This window comes from Microbacterium sp. NPDC078428 (assembly GCF_044542535.1).
Classification (GTDB): Bacteria; Actinomycetota; Actinomycetes; order Actinomycetales; family Microbacteriaceae; genus Microbacterium; species Microbacterium limosum.
Genome location: NZ_JBITUP010000004.1, coordinates 280,827 through 298,561, shown reverse-complemented (window position 1 = coordinate 298,561; position 17,735 = coordinate 280,827). Strand labels below are relative to the sequence as shown.

At 71.4% G+C, this 17,735-nt stretch carries 13 protein-coding genes; 6 read left to right on the top strand and 7 right to left on the bottom strand.

The window, feature by feature from the left end; all coding sequences use genetic code 11:
• The 3 genes from ACIGCK_RS09855 to ACIGCK_RS09845 all read right to left on the bottom strand — a co-directional run bounded on the left by ACIGCK_RS09855 (position 1) and on the right by ACIGCK_RS09845 (position 4,855).
• Positions 1–1,821 (bottom strand): lipase family protein, encoded by a 1,821-nt coding sequence (locus ACIGCK_RS09855; protein ID WP_396665726.1) that lies wholly within the window; start codon positions 1,819–1,821, stop codon positions 1–3.
• A 60-nt stretch (positions 1,822–1,881) separates the two neighbouring features.
• The gene (locus ACIGCK_RS09850; protein WP_396665725.1) at positions 1,882–3,648 is read right to left on the bottom strand and encodes a proline--tRNA ligase; all 1,767 of its coding nucleotides are present in this window, start codon (positions 3,646–3,648) and stop codon (positions 1,882–1,884) included.
• A gap of 199 nt (positions 3,649–3,847) precedes the next feature.
• The gene (locus tag ACIGCK_RS09845) at positions 3,848–4,855 is read right to left on the bottom strand and encodes a 1-aminocyclopropane-1-carboxylate deaminase (protein WP_396665724.1); all 1,008 of its coding nucleotides are present in this window, start codon (positions 4,853–4,855) and stop codon (positions 3,848–3,850) included.
• A 377-nt stretch (positions 4,856–5,232) separates the two neighbouring features.
• On the opposite strand from ACIGCK_RS09845, the gene treS reads away from it, so the two are divergent.
• Positions 5,233–6,996, top strand: a complete 1,764-nt coding sequence (gene treS / locus ACIGCK_RS09840) for a maltose alpha-D-glucosyltransferase (protein WP_396665722.1) — start codon at positions 5,233–5,235, stop codon at positions 6,994–6,996.
• Positions 6,993–8,453, top strand: coding sequence for a phosphotransferase (locus ACIGCK_RS09835; protein WP_396665721.1), 1,461 nt, complete (start codon positions 6,993–6,995; stop codon positions 8,451–8,453). The genes treS and ACIGCK_RS09835 overlap by 4 nt, the downstream gene beginning before the upstream one ends.
• A 7-nt stretch (positions 8,454–8,460) precedes the next feature.
• On the opposite strand, the gene ispG is transcribed toward ACIGCK_RS09835, so the two are convergent.
• Both ispG and ACIGCK_RS09825 read right to left on the bottom strand, forming a co-directional pair.
• Positions 8,461–9,591, bottom strand: coding sequence for a flavodoxin-dependent (E)-4-hydroxy-3-methylbut-2-enyl-diphosphate synthase (gene ispG, locus ACIGCK_RS09830; protein WP_330172022.1), 1,131 nt, complete (start codon positions 9,589–9,591; stop codon positions 8,461–8,463).
• Positions 9,592–9,656: 65 nt separating this feature from the next.
• Entirely contained in the window at positions 9,657–9,938 is a 282-nt protein-coding gene (locus tag ACIGCK_RS09825; protein ID WP_396665720.1) for a 2TM domain-containing protein, read from the bottom strand.
• A gap of 180 nt (positions 9,939–10,118) precedes the next feature.
• Between ACIGCK_RS09825 and ACIGCK_RS09820 the strand changes: the two genes are divergently transcribed.
• Positions 10,119–12,047 carry an anthranilate synthase family protein gene (locus ACIGCK_RS09820; RefSeq protein WP_396665718.1) on the top strand — a complete coding sequence of 643 codons (1,929 nt, stop codon included), beginning with the start codon at positions 10,119–10,121 and terminating at the stop codon, positions 12,045–12,047.
• A gap of 14 nt (positions 12,048–12,061) precedes the next feature.
• On the opposite strand, the gene ACIGCK_RS09815 is transcribed toward ACIGCK_RS09820, so the two are convergent.
• A complete protein-coding gene (locus ACIGCK_RS09815; protein ID WP_396665716.1) occupies positions 12,062–13,381 on the bottom strand; it encodes a M50 family metallopeptidase in 1,320 nt (439 codons plus the stop codon).
• 90 nt (positions 13,382–13,471) lie between these two features.
• Between ACIGCK_RS09815 and ACIGCK_RS09810 the strand changes: the two genes are divergently transcribed.
• The 3 genes from ACIGCK_RS09810 to ACIGCK_RS09800 all read left to right on the top strand — a co-directional run bounded on the left by ACIGCK_RS09810 (position 13,472) and on the right by ACIGCK_RS09800 (position 16,601).
• Positions 13,472–14,080: a hypothetical protein gene (locus ACIGCK_RS09810; protein WP_396665715.1), complete on the top strand. Its 609-nt coding sequence runs from the start codon at positions 13,472–13,474 to the stop codon at positions 14,078–14,080.
• A gap of 83 nt (positions 14,081–14,163) precedes the next feature.
• Entirely contained in the window at positions 14,164–14,892 is a 729-nt protein-coding gene (locus ACIGCK_RS09805) for a DUF1775 domain-containing protein (protein WP_396665713.1), read from the top strand.
• Between the two features lie 80 nt (positions 14,893–14,972).
• Positions 14,973–16,601 (top strand): Mur ligase family protein, encoded by a 1,629-nt coding sequence (locus ACIGCK_RS09800; RefSeq protein WP_396665711.1) that lies wholly within the window; start codon positions 14,973–14,975, stop codon positions 16,599–16,601.
• A gap of 14 nt (positions 16,602–16,615) precedes the next feature.
• Here the strand turns inward: ACIGCK_RS09800 and dxr are convergent, their stop codons facing one another.
• The gene (dxr, locus tag ACIGCK_RS09795) at positions 16,616–17,701 is read right to left on the bottom strand and encodes a 1-deoxy-D-xylulose-5-phosphate reductoisomerase (protein ID WP_396665709.1); all 1,086 of its coding nucleotides are present in this window, start codon (positions 17,699–17,701) and stop codon (positions 16,616–16,618) included.
• Positions 17,702–17,735: the final 34 nt, after the last annotated feature.

Here is a 17,735-nt window from a genome sequence, read left to right as displayed (position 1 = left end):
TCAGCCGCAGTCGTCGCCCGTGACGGGGATGCCCTCGAAGCGCGCCTGCGTCCACGTGATCATGCTCTGAAGCAGCGGCGATCCGGGGAGCATGACGCCGGTGTGGTCCTCGCCGCCCAGGCGGCGGATCTGGAGGGCCGCCCCCTCGGCGCACCGCTCGGCGACGAACTGCTCGTACAGCGCCGCGGGGATGACCTCGTCCTGTTCCCCCCAGGCGATCAGGACGGGCGAGTCCCACGGACCGGTCGCGGCGTTCTGGGCAAGCCGCTCCCCGAGCGCCCCCGTCGTGAGATCCCCGTCGTAGAGCGGCCGGTCCGCGGACACCCCGAGGGCCGCGAGCACCGACACGATCACGCCGGGCTCCGTCGGACATCGCTGGGTCATCTCCCGCACCAGGGCGCGGCCTCCCGGCGCGACGTAGTCGTCGACGTCGACATCGGGGTAGGTGTCGGCGTACGGCACCAGCACCCAGGAGATCAGGACCGACAGCATCGCCTGCCCCTGCGAACGTCCCAGCTGCTGCGCAAGAGCGAGCGGATCCGCGGCGGGTGAGAGCGCGACCGTGCCGACGACGTCGAACTCGGGCGCGTACTCCGGCGCCAGCTGTGTGGTCCACAGGGCGGCGTGTCCCCCCTGGGAGTGCCCCCACACCGCGACTTCGTCGCCGAGCCAGAGGCCCTCGATCTGATCCGCGGCGCGCACGGCGTCCAGGGAGGATCGGGCCTCGCCCTCGCCGATGAGGTAGGGGAAGACGCCCTCGGCGCCCTGCCCGGTGTAGTCGGAGGCGACGACGGCCCATCCCCGTTCGATCGCCTCGTTGACGCTCGGGATCGCCCATCGCGTGGCGTAGCTGTCCATCAGGCTCGGCGCGCACCCGCGCGCGACCCCCGTCGTCCCGTGATTCCAGATCACGACGGGCAGGGCCCGGGGCGGGCGGTCGGCCGGATAGATCACCATCCCGCTGGCGAGCGCACGGCGTCCGAACGAGTCCGTCGTGGAGTAGAGGATGCGCCGGACCTCCGCCCCCGGCGGAATGCGGCCCGTGTAGGCGTCGTCGCGCAGCAGCGTTCCGGGCGCGCTCGGGGGTTCGTCGGGCGCATCGTAGAAGGCGTCGACGACCGGCGCACCCTCCTGCAACCAGGTGCTCACTCCCCAGGACCCGGCCGCGGTCGCCAGCAGCACCAGGGACAGCCCGAAGCGCGCGACATCCCCCCAGATCCGTGCGCGGCGCGAGGACGGACCCTGTCCGATGCGCTCCGACCGCCCGCGCACCCGGCGGGCGGCGCGCAGGGCGAGCGACGCTCCGAAGATGACCGTGCGCACACCGAACACCACCGCGACGACGAGGAGCGTCACATCGGGCCAGGCCAGGGCGAGCACTCCGAACGCGACCTGCGCGGCGCCCGACGCGGCGGCGAGGACCCGTTCGCTGACGCGTCCGCGGAACACGCCCCCGGCGGCGGCGAGCCCCGCGACGACGAGCAGGATCGCGATCACGTCGGGCAGCAGATCGAGGCTGCCGCCGAGGAAGACGAGGATGACCGCGCCTCCCACGATCCACACGCTCGACGCGATCGTGTTCCATGCTCGGGGGATGTCGCGCGGGGAGACGAGCTCGATGACCCCCGACGCGATGGCACTCACCCCGACGTAGACCGCGAGCACCCACAGCGAGGTGAGCGGTCTCATCACGATGAAGATGCCGAGGAGCACCAGCGCCGTGCCGACGACGACGCCCACCCACGCCGGCGCACGTTCCACGAGCCGCCGCAGGGCACCGCGCCGCGGCAGCGGCACGACACGGGCGCGTGGCGGGTTCATCCGCGTCATGTTAGGTCGCGTCCTTGAGCGCGCGCCGACAGGGCACGCCGGGCGAGCACGTCAGGAGGACAGTTCGGCGACGGCGTCGTCCACCGGCAGGCTCCGGCGGTCGCCGGTGCGGCGATCCCAGAGCTCGACCTCGCCGTCGGCGGCACCGCGGCCGACGATGAGGATGCGCGGAACGCCGATCAGCTCGGCGTCGCCGAACTTCACACCCGGCGACACCTTCGCGCGGTCGTCGTAGAGCACGTCGAGACCGGCCGCTTCGAGCCGGTCGGCGACCGAGGCGGCGAGCTCGAAGGCCACCGCATCCCGACCGGTCGCGACGACGTGGACGTCGAACGGCGCGACGGATGCGGGCCAGATCAGGCCCTTGTCGTCGTTGTTGAGCTCCGCGATGATCGCCAGGATGCGGGTCACGCCGATGCCGTACGAGCCCATCGTGACGGTGACGAGCTTGCCGTTCTCGTCGAGCACCTTCAGCCCCAGCGCCTCGGCGTACTTGCGGCCGAGCTGGAAGACGTGGCCGATCTCCATGCCGCGCGCGAGGTGCACGGGGCCCGAGCCGTCGGGGGCCGGATCACCCTCGCGCACCGTGGCGACCTCGACGAACCCGTCGGCGGCGAAGTCGCGCCCGGCCACGAGAGAGTGCACGTGCTTCTCGTGGGCGTTCGCTCCGGTGATCCAGGACGTGCCGTCGACGACGCGCGGATCGAGCACGTAGCGGATGCCGGTGGCCGACTCCTCGCCGAGCAGCGGACCGGTCGGCGACCAGGGCCCGATGTAGCCCTTCACCAGCAGCGGGTGCCGCTCGAAGTCGGCCTCGGTGGCGGCCTCGACGGCCGCCGGCGCGAACGCGACCTCGACGCGCTTGTCGTCGACGTCGCGGTCGCCGGGCAGACCCACCACGACGAGCTCGCGCGTGCCGTCGAGGTGCGTCAGGGCGAGCACAACGTTCTTGAGCGTGTGCGCGGCCGTCCACTCCCCCTCCGCCGGGGCGTCGAGGTGAGCGTTCGCGTGGGCGACCAGCGTCGCGATGGTGGGGGTGTCGGGAGAGTCGTAGATCACGGGCTCGGGGAGCCCGTCGAACGGGATCGGCTCGGGCGCGACGGTCGTGAACGCCTCGACGTTCGCCGCGTAGCCGCCGTCGGAGCGCACGAAGGTGTCCTCGCCGACGGGCGTGGGGTGCAGGAACTCCTCGCTGCGGGAGCCTCCCATGGCCCCGGCATCCGCCTGCACGATGACGTACTCGAGGCCCAGGCGCGTGAAGATGCGCTCGTAGGCCTCGCGCTGCGCCTGGTAGCTCGCGTCGAGACCGGCATCGGTGTAGTCGAAGGAGTAGGCGTCCTTCATCGTGAACTCGCGCCCGCGCAGGAGGCCGGCGCGGGGGCGCGCCTCGTCGCGGTACTTGTCCTGGATCTGATAGATCGTCAGGGGCAGGTCCTTGTAGGACGAGTAGAGGTCCTTCACGAGCAGCGTGAAGACCTCCTCGTGGGTCGGCGCGAGCAGGTAGTCGGCACCCTTGCGGTCCTGCAGGCGGAAGAGCGCGTCGCCGTACTCCTCCCAGCGACCGGTCTGCTCGTAGGGCTCGCGCGGCAGCAGCGCCGGGAAGTGCACCTCGTACGCGCCCGCGTTCGCCATCTCCTCCCGGACGACGGCCTCGATCTTCGCCTTGACCTTCAGGCCCAGCGGCAGCCAGGCGAAGACGCCCGGCGCCTGGCGGCGGATGTAGCCGGCACGCACGAGCAGGCGATGGCTCGTGACCTCGGCGTCGGAGGGATCCTCACGGAGCGTGCGGAGGAAGTAGTGCGAGAGACGGGTGACCACGATCGTCAAGCTTAGTTCGCGGGATGCCGCGGCCCGCGGCATCCCGCGCCCGCTCGCTCCCCTGCGACGGTCGTGGCGGCCCCGCTCCCCTGTCACGAACGGGTCGCTCCGCCCCGCTCACCTGTCACGAACCGCTCGCTGCGGGATCCGGACGGAGCGTTTCGTGACAGCCGAGCGTCGCCGACGCCGCCGCGGTGGTCTAGCGGAACAGGCCGCTGTACGCGTTGAGCGCCGGCTGGCCTCCCAGGTGCGCGTAGAGCACGTTGCTCGTGGCCGGGATGTCTCGAGACGACACGAGGTCGATGAGGCCGGCGAGCGACTTGCCCTCGTAGACGGGGTCGGTGATCATCCCCTCGAGCGAGCCGCCGAGGCGGATCGCGTCGAGGGTCGACGCGACGGGGATGCCGTAGAGGTCGCCCGCCCAGCCCTCGAGGATCGTGATCTCGTCGTCGCGGAGTTCGCGACCGAGGCCGATGAGCTCGGCGGTGTCGCGCGCGATCCGCTCGACCTGCGCACGGGTCTTCTCGATGGTCGCGGAGGCGTCGATGCCGATGACCCTGCGGGGACGTTCCTGCCCCGCGAAGCCCGCGATCATCCCCGCGTGCGTCGATCCGGTGACGGTGCACACGATGATCGTGTCGAAGAAGACTCCGAGCTCCCGCTCCTGCTGCTCGACCTCGTAGGCCCAGTTGGCGAAACCCAGACCACCGAGCCGGTGGTCGGACGCGCCGGCGGGGATCGCGTAGGGCTTGCCGCCTTCGGCCTCGACCTCGTCGATCGCCTGCTGCCAGCTGGAGCGGATGCCGATGTCGAAACCCGCGGCATCCAGCGTCACCTTCGCGCCCATGATGCGGGAGAGCTGGATGTTCCCGACGCGGTCGCTCAGCGGATCGGGCCAGTCCACCCAGTTCTCCTGCACCAGACGGGCCTTGAGGCCGAGCTTTGCGGCGACCGCGGCCACCTGGCGGGTGTGGTTCGACTGGTAGCCGCCGATCGAGACCAACGTATCGGCGCCCTGCGCCAGCGCCTCGGGGACGAGGTACTCGAGCTTCCGGACCTTGTTGCCTCCGAACGCGAGCCCGCTGTTGACGTCTTCGCGCTTCGCCCAGATCTGCGCGCCGCCCAGATGCTGCGTCAGCCGCGGGAGGTGGTGGATCGGGCTCGGCCCGAAGGTCAGCGGGTAGCGCTCGAAGTCGGTGATGGCCATGTCTTCCCTGTCGTTCGCGGCGAGTGGTGGCCTGATCGTCCCACAATATTCTGCATATTGCACCGCTGTGCGCCCTTTAGGCGGTCGGGCCGTGCGCCGAATCCCCGCGAACGGTCGCGACACGCCGCGCGACACCCGCCGGGTGCGGCATGTCGCGACCGTTCGCGACGACACAGGATGCCGCGGCCGCACCGGCGTGCGCGAGCCCTCGACCCACCCCGGCCATACTCCTCCGGGCGCCGTCCGCGCAAGCCGCAGCCGGATGATCGCCCTGCGCGGGAGCCTGTGACAGGTTAGAGATGTGGTGCGCTTCCCGCCCGCGGCCCCGTGAGGTCGAGGACCAGCGACGACCGCCCCCTGAAGGTGAGGACGAACGCATGACCGCAGAGCCCGCCCCGTACACGGCCTCGATCCCGATCCTGACGCAGGAGCCGTTCCCGGACACCCCGGGCAGCCCCGAACCGGAGTGGTTCAAGACGGCGGTCTTCTATGAAGTGCTCGTCCGATCGTTCAAGGACGGCGACGGCGACGGCACGGGCGACTTCCGCGGCCTGATCGACAAGCTCGACTACCTGAAGTGGCTGGGCGTCGACTGCCTGTGGGTGCCGCCGTTCTTCCCTTCGCCGCTGCGCGACGACGGCTACGACGTGGCGGACTATACGGGGGTGCTCCCCGAGCTCGGCACGACCGCCGATTTCCAGGAGTTCCTCGACGCGGCGCACGCCCGCGACATCCGCGTGATCATCGACTTCGTGATGAACCACACGAGCGACGAGCATCCGTGGTTCCAGGCCAGCCGCAACGACCCGGACGGCCCCTTCGGCGACTTCTACGTCTGGAGCGACACCGACGAGCTGTACGAGGACGCCCGGATCATCTTCGTCGACACCGAGCCGAGCAACTGGACGTGGGACCCGGTGCGCAAGCAGTACTACTGGCACCGGTTCTTCTCGCACCAGCCCGACCTCAACTTCGACAACCCGAAGGTGCACGAGGCGATGATCGACGCGATGCGCTTCTGGCTCGACATGGGGCTGGACGGATTCCGGCTGGATGCCGTGCCGTATCTCTACGAGCGGCCGGGCACGAACGGCGAGAACCTGCCCGAGACGCACGAGTTCCTGAAGAAGGTGCGCCGGATCGTCGACGCCGAGTACCCGAGCCGCGTCCTGCTGGCCGAGGCGAACCAGTGGCCGGCCGACGTCGTCGACTACTTCGGCGACGCGGATGTCGGGGGCGACGAGTGCCACATGTGCTTCCACTTCCCCGTCATGCCGCGCATCTTCATGGCGGTGCGCCGGGAGTCCCGGTTCCCGATCAGCGAGATCCTCGCCGAGACGCCCTCGATCCCCTCCGGCTGCCAGTGGGGGATCTTCCTCCGCAACCATGACGAGCTCACGCTCGAGATGGTCACGGACGAGGACCGCGACTACATGTGGAACGAGTACGCGCAGGATCCGCGGATGAAGGCCAACATCGGCATCCGTCGTCGCCTCGCTCCCCTGCTCGACAATGACATCGACCGCATCGAGCTCTTCACCGCACTGCTGCTGTCGCTGCCCGGCTCGCCCGTGCTGTACTACGGGGACGAGATCGGCATGGGCGACAACATCTGGCTCGGCGACCGCGACGGCGTCCGCACCCCGATGCAGTGGACATCCGACCGCAACGCAGGGTTCTCGACCGCGAATCCGGGCAAGCTCGACCGACCGATCGTGCAGGACCCGGTGTACGGGTACCTCGCGGTCAACGTCGAGGCTCAGCAGGAGGACCGCTCGTCGCTCCTGCACTGGACGCGCCAGATGATCCAGGCGCGCAAGCGCCACCCGGCTTTCGGGCTCGGCAGCTTCAACGACCTGGGCGGCTCGAATCCGTCGGTGCTGTCGTACTCCCGCGAGCACACGAACGAGGACGGCAGCGTCGATGTGATCGTGTGCGTGAACAATCTCTCCCAGTTCCCCCAGCCGGTGGAGCTGGACATGCGTCGTTTCGAGGGCATGGTGCCCGTCGAGCTGATCGGTGGAGCCCCCTTCCCGCGGATCGGGGAGCTGCCCTACCTGTTGACGCTGGGCGGCCACGGTTTCTACTGGTTCCAGCTGCACGAACCGGCGAACGAATCCGAGGAGGTGGGGTTGCTGTGACCTCGATAGACCACGCCCTGATCGAGGGCTACCTGGTGCGTACGCGCTGGTTCGGCGGCAAGGGGCGCCCCTTCGCCGTAACGCGGGCGCGCGTGCTCGCCGACCTGTCCGGCGACCAGGATCGACCGCACGTCACGGTGTACCTCGTGACCGTCGAGTACGCCGACGAGGCGGGCGGCACCGAGCTCTACCAGGTGCCGCTGGCCGGCTACGACGACCTCGAGGAGCGGATCAGTCACGCCTACGTGGGTGCGCTCGAGGCGGACGGGCACGTACGCCACGTCTACGACGCGGTCCACGACCGTGACGCCATGGCCCTGTGGCTCGACGGGTTCGTGGCCGCGGAGGACGCCGGTCACGCCGAGGTTGGCGGGCTGCGCTTCCGCCGCCTGCCGGGCGAGCACGTCGACGCCGACCTGCGACCCTCGCCGATGACCGGCGAGCAGTCGAACTCGTCGGTGCGCTTCGACGAGACCGCGATGATGAAGATCTTCCGCAAGCTCAGCCCGGGCGTGAACCCCGACATCGAGATCCACGAGGAGCTCACGCGCGGCGAGTCGGAATACGTCGCGGCGCTGTACGGATGGATCGAGACGACCGTCGACGGCGAGGTGCTCCAGCTGGCGATGCTGCAGGAGTTCTTGCGCACGGCGACCGACGGGTTCGAGCTCGCCCTGGCGAGCGTCCGAACCCTGCTGGCCGACCTCGAGCAGGAGCCCGACGATTCCGGCGGCGACTTCGCCGGGGAGGCGGCGCGCCTGGGCGAGGCCCTCGCCGCGGTCCACGCCCTCATGCGAGAGCGGTTCCCCGCCGAGCGGCGCGGACCGGAGGCCAGCGCCGAGCTGGCCCGGGCCATGACCGAACGGCTCGATCGGGCGCTGCGGGTGGCACCGGAGATCGAGGCCTTCGCGCCGCGGCTCCGCGACGCCTACGCGGCGGTGGCGACCCTGGACGGACTGGACGTGCAGCGCGTCCACGGCGACCTTCACCTCGGTCAAACGCTGCGGACCTCGCGCGGCTGGCGCATCGTCGACTTCGAGGGCGAGCCCGGCCGGCCGTTCGCCGAGCGGTCGTGGCCCGACTCGCCGTGGCGGGATGTCGCGGGCATGCTGCGCTCGTTCGACTACGCGCCCGGCGTGGTCGAGATGTCGCTGGCCGGCTCCGGCCGCATCCCCGACGAGGCCGAACAGACCCTCCGCGCGGAGCGGGCCGCGGAGTGGGCGAGCCGCGCGCGCCGCCACTTCATCGACGGCTATGTCGCCGCACTCGCATCAGAGGTGGAGCCGGACGAGGGCGGCGGGCACCCGAGGGATGACGGGCGCGAGGAGGAGCGGCGCGTGCTGCTCGACGCCTATGTCGCCGACAAGACGGTGTACGAGGTCGTCTACGAGAAGCGCAACCGGCCGGGATGGACCGGCATCCCGCTTTCGACCCTCGCACGCATCGACGAGGGGTGACGTCCGCTCAGGCGGTGATCACCTGCGCGGTTCCGGGGGCCGCGTTCGGGCCCATCTCGTCGGCGATGCGGTTCGCCTCCTCGATGAGCGTCGCGACGATGTCGGCCTCTGGGACGGTCTTGATGACCTGACCCTTGACGAAGATCTGCCCCTTGCCGTTGCCCGAGGCGACGCCGAGATCCGCCTCGCGCGCTTCACCGGGCCCGTTGACGACGCAACCCATGACGGCGACCCGCAGGGGCACGGTCATATCCTTCAGGCCCTCGGTGACGCTGTCGGCGAGCGAATAGACGTCCACCTGGGCGCGCCCGCATGAGGGGCACGAGACGATCTCGAGCTTGCGCTCCCGCAGGTTCAGGGACTGCAGTATCTGGTGTCCGACCTTGACCTCCTCGGCCGGCGGGGCGGACAGCGAGACGCGGATCGTGTCGCCGATCCCCTCGCCGAGCAGGATGCCGAAGGCCGTGGCGGACTTGATGGTGCCCTGGAACGCGGGGCCGGCCTCGGTCACGCCCAGGTGCAGCGGCCAGTCGCCCATCTGCGCGAGCAGGCGATAGGCCTGCACCATGATTACGGGGTCGTTGTGCTTGACGGAGATCTTGAAGTCGTGGAAGTCGTGCTCCTCGAACAGCGACGCCTCCCAGCGCGCGCTCTCGGCGAGGGCCTCGGGCGTCGCCTTGCCGTACTTCTCGAGCAGGCGCGGGTCGAGCGATCCCGCGTTCACACCGATGCGCAGGGACACCCCCGCAGCCTTGGCAGCGGCGGCGATGGCACCCACCTGATCGTCGAACTTGCGGATGTTGCCGGGGTTGACCCGCACGGCCGCGCACCCCGCGTCGATCGCCTGGAAGACGTACTTGGGCTGGAAGTGGATGTCGGCGATGACGGGGATCTGGCTCTTCGCGGCGATGATGTGGAGCACGTCGGCGTCGTCCTGCGACGGCACCGCGACGCGCACGATCTCGCAGCCGGAAGCGGTGAGCTCGGCGATCTGCTGGAGCGTCGCGTTGATGTTCGTCGTGGGCGTCGTCGTCATCGACTGCACGCTCACGGGCGCGTCGCCCCCGACGAGGACCTTCCCGACCTTGATCTGACGGCTCTTGCGACGCGGGGCGAGGGTGTGGGGGACCTTCGGCATCCCGATGTTCACGGCTGGCACCTCTTCAGCCTACGTGGTGACGAGGCGCCGGGGCCGACCGCGACTCAGTCCGAGAGCCGCTTCATCTCGCTCTGGATGCGGCTCTCCGTCGGCGCGCCGCCGCCGGATCCGAAGGCGGCGACGCCCGCGAAGACGACCCCGATGGCGATGCCGACGATCGGCCAGACCGGCCAGAAGCCTTCGATGCCGCCATCCATGCCGCCCGAGAACGCCCAGATCAGGACGAACAGCAGACTCAGCACCACCCAGGCGACCAGGGCCTGCCAGAAGCGACTCTTCGCCTTCAACCGGCTGATCGCGCGCCTGCGCAGTTCGTCGTCGCTCATGGCCGAAGCCTAGGGCGGGACGCGGTTCGAGCGCATGCTATCGTGACGGAATGTCCGCGAACCGTGCCTCCTGGCCCGCCATCTAGGCGGTGTGTTCGCGTTCCCACGAAACCTGACCGCCCGAGGGCGGTCTTTTCGTGTGAGCGACCGCCCCACCGGGCCGAGCCGAAGGACCCAACGATGACCGGCCATCGCACCCCGCCCGCCGCCGACGGCAGCGCGCTCCTCGCCCGACTGCGCGAGCCGGAGTCCGATCGCCCCCTCGTCCTGATCGCCCGCGACGGCGCCGATGTCGAGGTGCTCACGGGCACCGTGCTCGACGTCGAAACCCTCGCCGAGATCCCGCTGCACGCCCAGGACGGCTCCGCCCAGGAGGTGCTGGCGCTCGTCCCCTACCGGCAGGTGCGCGAGCGCGGGTTCGACTGCCACGACGACGATGCACCGCTGCGCTGCGTCATCGTGTCCGAGCGGGGCACCCTCCCCCGCGACGAGGCGATGCGTCTGCTCCCCGATGCGCCGGTGACGCTCCAGGACGCGGGGTTCGATGTGAGCGACGAGGACTACGCCGCGATCGTGCGCGAGGTCATCGCCGACGAGATCGGGCGCGGCGAGGGCGCGAACTTCGTCATCCGTCGTGACTTCACCGCGCGCGTCGACGCGGATCCGCGCGAGAGCGCGCTGACGTGGTTCCGTGCGCTGCTCCAGCAGGAGCGGGGCGCGTACTGGACGTTCGCCGTCATCACCCCCGGACACGCCGCCGTCGGAGCGAGCCCCGAGGCGCACGTCAGCGCCCAGGGCGGCGTGGTCACGATGAACCCGATCTCGGGCACCTTCCGTCACCCGCAGGGGGGCGCGACGCCCGAGGGGCTTCGCGCATTCCTCGAGAACACCAAGGAGACCGAGGAGCTCTTCATGGTGGTCGACGAGGAGCTGAAGATGATGAGCGCGGTGTGCTCCGACGGCGGCCGCATCACCGGCCCGCATCTCAAGGAGATGTCACGCCTCACCCACACGGAATACATGCTGCGCGGCCTCAGCACGCTCGACCCGCGCGACATCCTCCGCGAGACGATGTTCGCCCCGACCGTGACCGGCTCCCCCATGCAGAACGCCTGCGCCGTCATCCGTCGGCACGAGAGGACCGCGCGCGGGTACTACTCCGGCGTCGCGGCGCTGTTCACCCCGGCGGCGCCGGATGCCGCGGTGTCGCACGACCTCGACGCGCCCATCCTCATCCGCACGGCGTATCTGAAGGACGGCGCCCTGCGCGTGCCGGTCGGCGCCACACTGGTTCGCCACTCGGACCCGTACGGCGAGGTCGGCGAGACGCACGGCAAGGCCGCGGGCGTGCTCGGGGCGATCGGCGCGATCCCCCGCGATGTCGAGGTCGACGCCGATGCGCCGACCGCGAGCCGTCGCCTGCTCGGAGACGACCCGGAGATCGCCGCGCTGCTGCGCTCGCGCAACGAGCGCCTCGCCCCCTTCTGGCTCGAGCCGCAGGACCCGGATGAGACGGGTCCCTTCTCCGGCCGCTCGGCCGTCGTCGTCGACGTCGAAGACCGCTTCACGACGATGCTCGCGCATCAGCTCCGCCACCTCGGGCTCGACGCCCGCATCGTCCCGTGGGACGAGCTGACGGACGCCGACGTCGACGAGGCCGAGCTGCTCGTGACCGGCCCCGGCCCAGGAGACCCGCTCGACGTCGCGACGCACCGGATCGCACGCCTCCGCCAGGTGGTCGCGCGTCGCCTCGACAGCGGAGCGCCCCTCCTGGCCGTCTGCCTCAGCCACCAGGTGCTCGCAGACCGGCTCGGCATCCCGCTCGCGCCGCTCGCCCGTCCGCACCAGGGCGTGCAGCTGCGGGTGGATGTCTTCGGCGAGCGCGTCTCGATCGGCTTCTACAACACCTTCACGGCGCGCGTCGCACCCGGCACCGACCGGATCGGGGACACCGAGGTCTCGGCCGATCCCGACTCCGGCGACGTCTACGCCCTCCGGGGGCCGGGATACGCCAGCGTCCAGGGTCATCTCGAGTCGATCCTCTCGCGCGACGGAATCCGCACGCTCGAGAGGCTCGTCGCCGACGCCCTCGCCCCCGCGCGCCGCTGAGGGCCGCAGGGAGGCTAGAGCAGCTGGATCGGGTTGACGAGGTCGGCGAGGATCAGCACGGCTCCCATCCCGATGAGCAGCACCACGACGACGAACGTGACCGGCACGAGCTTCGTCGCATCCACGGGACCAGGCGGCGGACGCCGGAACGACTTCGCCCACGCTCGCTTGATCCCGTCCCACAGCGCCACGACGATGTGTCCGCCATCCAGCGGCAGCAGCGGGATCAGGTTGAAGACGAACAGCGCGATGTTCAGCGACGCGAGCAGGCCGAGGATGCCGGCGACGCGGTTGAGCACGGGGGCGTCGATGGCGGCCACCTCGCCCGCGAGGCGCCCCACGCCGACGACCGAGAGCGGGCCGTCGGGGTCTCGTTCGGATCCCGTGAAGAGCGATATCGCCGTGTCGGTGAGCTTGACCGGCAGCTGCACGATGACGCCCGCGACGGCACCGACGTTCTCGATCGCCGCCTCGGGACCCGCCCAGACGGGCTGCCTGACGTACTCGGCGGTGGGCGAGAAGCCCACGAAGCCCACGGCCTCGGTGGTCGCCTCGCCCGCGGCATCCGTTGCGGGTCGCTCGGCGAGCATCGGCGTGACCGCGACCGCGCTCTGCCGCCCGTCGCGCTCGATCGTGAAGGTCAGCTGCCGGTCCGGGCTGTCGCGGATGATCGCGGAGGCCTCGTCGAAGCTCGCGACCGGCGAGCCGTCGATCGCGAGGATCCGATCGCCCGGTCGCAGTCCCGCCTCGGCGGCGGGGGCTGCCGGATCGGAGGCGGAGCACTCCGTCTGGGTCGATCCGGCGGGCGCGATGCACTCGCTGATCGAGGCGATCGTGGTGGAGGCTTGCTGCACGCCGATGCCCGTGAAGAGGATCGCGAATAGCACGATCGCGAGCACCAGGTTCATCAGCGGCCCGCCGAGCATGATGACGATGCGCTTCCAGACCGGGAGGCGCCAGAACACCCGATCGTCGTCGGCATCCACCATCGTGTCGGCGTTCGCGGCACGCGCGTCCTGCACCATCGTCGCGAAGAATCCGCCGCCAGCCCGACCCGATCGGGTGCCGGATGCCGCGGCGTCGCGTTCCTCGGGCGGGGGCGGATACATGCCCGCCATCGAGATGTAGCCGCCGATCGGGAGCGCCTTCACGCCGTACTCGGTCTCGCCACGGCGACGCGAGAACAGCGTGGGCCCGAATCCGATCATGTACTGCCCGACGCGGACGCCGAAGCGCTTTGCGGGGACGAGATGCCCGATCTCGTGAAGGGCGATCGACACGGCGAGCCCCACGATCATGATGAGGATGCCGATGACGAAGGCGAGCGCGGTCACACCCACACGCTACTCCGGGCTTCCTTTGCACCGGCCGGGAGCTGCGCGCCGGACGGTAGGTTCGAGTCAGGAGACGACCGGGGAGGCCCAGTGACCGCACGTTCGCTGCGCGCCGCGCGAGGCGCGGGCGCGACGGTCGTCGCCGTCCTCCTGGGTGCGGTCTCCCACACGATCGGGGGCGGCTCCGCACCCGACGCGGCGATCCTGCTCGCGGTCGCGGCGCTCGGCTGGCCCCTCGCCACGATCCTGGTGGGTCGCCGGCGGCGACCGTGGGGCCTGGCCGCATCGGTCGTGCTCACGCAGGCCGCGCTCCACACAGTCTTCGCCGTCGCGGGCGGAGCGCGGGTGCCGTCTGCGGGCGGCCATGTGCACGGCGTCCCGGACCTGAACCTCGTTGCCGCCGCGCACACGTCGGCACCACTGGCATCGTCGACACCGGATGCCGCGATGTGGGTCGCCCATCTCGCCGCCGCTCTCGTCGCCTTCGCCGTGCTCGCGCGGGGCGAGTCCGCCCTCGTCGCGATCGCCCGCTGGGTGCGCCGGCACGCCGAGCGTGCAACCTGGTCGACGCCCGCGCCCGCGGTGCGTGCCCGGCTCGCCCCGGTCGCTCCCGTCCTCCGGCGACTCCCGCCCCGGTACCTCATCGCCGCGCCCCTGCGCGGCCCGCCCTCTTCTCCCGGCGACCTCCGCGTCGCGTGACCCGCGCCGGGACCTCCGTCCCCGCGCGCCACAGGAGTGCACCGCAGACGGCGATCGCCGCGGGTGCCGAGAAGAGAGAACCCATGAACGATCACATCCACACCCCCGCTCCCGCACGCCGACGCTTCCGCGCGGGACGCCTCGTCGCCGGCTCGGTCATCGCCGCGGGCCTCGTGCTCGCGGCGCCCGCGGCCGCGCAGGCCCACGTCACGGCGACCCCCGGCGCCGACGCCGCCGCCGGCGCCTACGGCGTGCTCACGTTCGCCTTCAGTCACGGATGCGACGGGTCCCCCACCACCGCCCTCGAGATCGAGATCCCCGATGGCCTCGCCTCGGTGACCCCGACCATCGAGCCTGGCTGGGACGTCGCCCTCGAGCGGGACGGGGAGAACGGCCCCGTCTCCCGCATCGTGTACACCGCCGCCGAACCCGTCGCCGACGGCTTCCGAGCCACCGTCGACCTCGGCGTGCAGTACGCGCAGGATGCCGCAGGTCGGACGCTGGCCTTCCCGGTCAACCAGGTGTGCGAAGTCGGCAACACCTCCTGGAGCGAGATCCCGGAAGAGGGTCAGGACCCGCACGACCTCGACGCGCCCGCGCCCACCGTGGCCGTCGGCGAGGCGAGCGAGGCGGGCGGCCACGAGCACGGCTCCGGCGATGCCGCCCACGAGGAGGGCGAGAGCGCGGATGCCGCCGCGACGTCCGCCTCGCCGGAGTCCGCGGTCCTGCCCGTCGTCCTGGCGACCTCCGGCCTCGTCCTGGGCGCCGCAGCCCTCGTCGTGGCCCTGCTCGCCCTCCGGCGGCGCGCCTGAGACCCGGGGGCGCCGGCGCGCGCACGACGCCGCCGGCGCCTCCCGTCCCTCCCGCGGGTGTCTGGTTGAATGGGTGGGCTATGCCGAGCCCCTCTGACTCCCCCGTGACACCCTCCCTCCCGCCGGTGCTGCGGCCCGCTCACCCGCCCGCGCGGCGACTTCACGACCTCGCCGACGTGATCGATGCCGAGCTCCGCGGCGACGCCGGGAGCACGACCGTGTCGGGCATCACGCTCGCGACGGCGGATCTGCGTCCGGGCGAGGCCTTCGTGGCGATTCGCGGCGTGAACCGCCACGGCGCGGAGCTCGCGCGCGACGCCGTCGCGAAGGGCGCCGTCGCCATCGTGACCGATGCCGAGGGCGCGGAGATCGCGGCGGACTGCGGCGTCCCCCTCGTGATCGTCGACCATCCCCGTGCACGACTCGGCGCCCTCTCGGCCTGGGTGTACGGCACCGGTCCGTCGGACGCGCTCCCCCTGCTGCTGGCGACGACCGGCACCAATGGCAAGACGAGCACGTCGCACCTCCTGGCGGGCATCCTCGAACAGCTCGACGTCGTCACCGGCCTCAGCTCGACGGCCGAGCGTCACATCGCGGGCGAGGTCATCGTCTCGCGCCTCACGACGCCCGAGGCATCCGAGTTCCACGCCCTCCTCGCGCTCATGCGCGAGCGCGGCGTCGAAGCGGTCGCCGTCGAGGTCAGCGCGCAGGCGCTGAGCCGCCACAGGGTCGACGGGCTCGTCTTCGACGTCGCGGCCTTCACGAACCTCACTCACGACCACCTCGACGACTACGCCGACATGCGGGAGTACCTCGAGGCCAAGCTCCCCCTGTTCCAGCCGGACCGGTCGCGCCGGGCCGTCGTCGCGCTGGACTCCCCGGCGGGCGCCGAGGTCGTCCGCTCCGCCGGCGTGCCCGTCACGACGATCGGCACGCCGGCCATCGCGACCGATCCGGATGCCGCGGCGGCCGCGGACTGGACCGTGACGATCCACGACGAGACGCAGGCCGGCACGCGCTTCACGCTGGAGGGCCCGGGCGGATCGCTGACCACGGTCGTGCCCGTCATCGGTCCGCACATGGCGGCGAACGCCGGCCTGGCGATCGTCATGCTGCACGAGGCGGGCTACGCGTGGGACCGCATCGTGCAGGCGCTCGATCGCGACGGCGGCGTGCGCGCCTACCTGCCGGGGCGGACCGAGCGGGTCTCCGGCGACCGGGGCCCCGCCGTCTACGTCGATTTCGGCCACTCCCCGGATGCCTTCGAGAAGACGCTCGCCGCCGTGCGGCGCGTCACCCCCGGACGCGTGCTGATGCTCTTCGGGGCAGACGGCGACCGCGACACCACGAAGCGCGCCGACATGGGTCGCACCGCCGCCCTGGGCAGCGACATCCTCATCGTCACCGACCATCACCCGCGCTTCGAGGATCCCGACTCGATCCGCGCCGCTCTCATCGAGGGGGCCCGCGCGGCACGACCCGACGCCGAGATCCACGAGCACTCGCCTCCCGAGAGCGCGATCGTCGCCGCCGTCGCGATGGCCGGTGAGGGCGATGCCATCCTCTGGGCGGGCCCGGGACACCAGGACTACCGCGACATCCGAGGCGTGCGCACGCCGTACTCCGCACGGGAGCTGGCACGGCGCGCCCTGCGCGACGCCGGCTGGCCGGTGCCGGACCCTCGCTGGCCGGTCCCCTACTCCGACTGACGTCGGACGCCCGCTCAGGCCGCGGCGGCGATCGCCTCATCGGCGCTGCGACGGGCCCAGCCCTCGGCGTCGGCGAGCGACTCGCGAGTGAGCTCGCCGGGGGCGTCGTGCGCGTCGACGATGCGCTCCACCGTCTCGACGATCCCGGTGAAGGCGATGCGCCCCTCGTGGAACGCGTCGACGGCCTGCTCGTTGGCCGCGTTGAACACGGCCGGGTAGGTGCCGCCCGCGCGGCCCACGCGCTTGGCGAGCTCGACGGCGGGGAAGGCCCCGGCGTCGAGGGGCTCGAACGTCCACGTCGCGGCGCGCGTCCAGTCGAGCGGCGCTCCGACCCCGCCCACGCGGTTCGGCCAGTCCAGGCCCAGGGAGATCGGCAGGCGCATGTCGGGCGGGGACGCCTGGGCGATCGTCGACCCGTCGATGAACTCCACCATCGAGTGGACGATGGACTGGGGGTGGACGACGACGTCGATGCGGTCGTAGTCCACGCCGAACAGCAGATGGGCCTCGATCACCTCCAGTCCCTTGTTCACGAGCGTCGCGGAGTTCGTCGTGACGACCCGCCCCATGTCCCACGTGGGGTGCGCGAGCGCCTGTGCCGGAGTCACCTCCGCCAACTCCGCCCGCGACCGCCCGCGGAACGGGCCGCCGGAGGCCGTGAGCACGAGGCGGCGCACCTCGCCGGCCGTGCCCGAGAGCAGCGACTGCGCGAGCGCCGAGTGCTCGGAGTCGACGGGGACGATCTGACCCGGGGCGGCGAGCGCCGTGACGAGCCCCCCGCCGACGATCAGCGACTCCTTGTTCGCCAGCGCCAGGGTGCGGCCCTTCTCGAGCGCCGCAAGGGTCGGGCCGAGGCCGACGGAGCCGGTGATGCCGTTGAGCACGACATCGGCCTCGACATCCCGCACGAGCTGCTCCGCCTCCACCGCCCCGATCGCGCAGTGCTCGACGCCGAACCGGCGGGCCTGGACCGTCATCGCCTCGCGGTTGCGGCCAGCGGCGAGGCCCACGACCTCGAAGCGCTCGGGGTGCGCCTCAATCACCTCGAGGGCCTGGGTACCGATCGAACCGGTGGATCCGAGGATGAGGACGCGACGCACCTCGTCAGCCTAGCGAGAGCGCACGGCGGATGCC

Excerpts from the sequence above, each read along its gene's own strand:
- ACIGCK_RS09825 (WP_396665720.1), bottom strand. The coding sequence starts at position 9,938 with ATGAGCGACGACGAACTGCGCAGGCGCGCGATCAGCCGGTTGAAGGCG.
- treS (WP_396665722.1), top strand. The coding sequence starts at position 5,233 with ATGACCGCAGAGCCCGCCCCGTACACGGCCTCGATCCCGATCCTGACG.
- ACIGCK_RS09845 (WP_396665724.1), bottom strand. The coding sequence starts at position 4,855 with ATGGCCATCACCGACTTCGAGCGCTACCCGCTGACCTTCGGGCCGAGC.
- ispG (WP_330172022.1), bottom strand. The coding sequence starts at position 9,591 with ATGCCGAAGGTCCCCCACACCCTCGCCCCGCGTCGCAAGAGCCGTCAG.
- ACIGCK_RS09805 (WP_396665713.1), top strand. The coding sequence starts at position 14,164 with ATGAACGATCACATCCACACCCCCGCTCCCGCACGCCGACGCTTCCGC.
- ACIGCK_RS09800 (WP_396665711.1), top strand. The coding sequence starts at position 14,973 with ATGCCGAGCCCCTCTGACTCCCCCGTGACACCCTCCCTCCCGCCGGTG.
- ACIGCK_RS09820 (WP_396665718.1), top strand. The coding sequence starts at position 10,119 with ATGACCGGCCATCGCACCCCGCCCGCCGCCGACGGCAGCGCGCTCCTC.
- ACIGCK_RS09855 (WP_396665726.1), bottom strand. The coding sequence starts at position 1,821 with ATGAACCCGCCACGCGCCCGTGTCGTGCCGCTGCCGCGGCGCGGTGCC.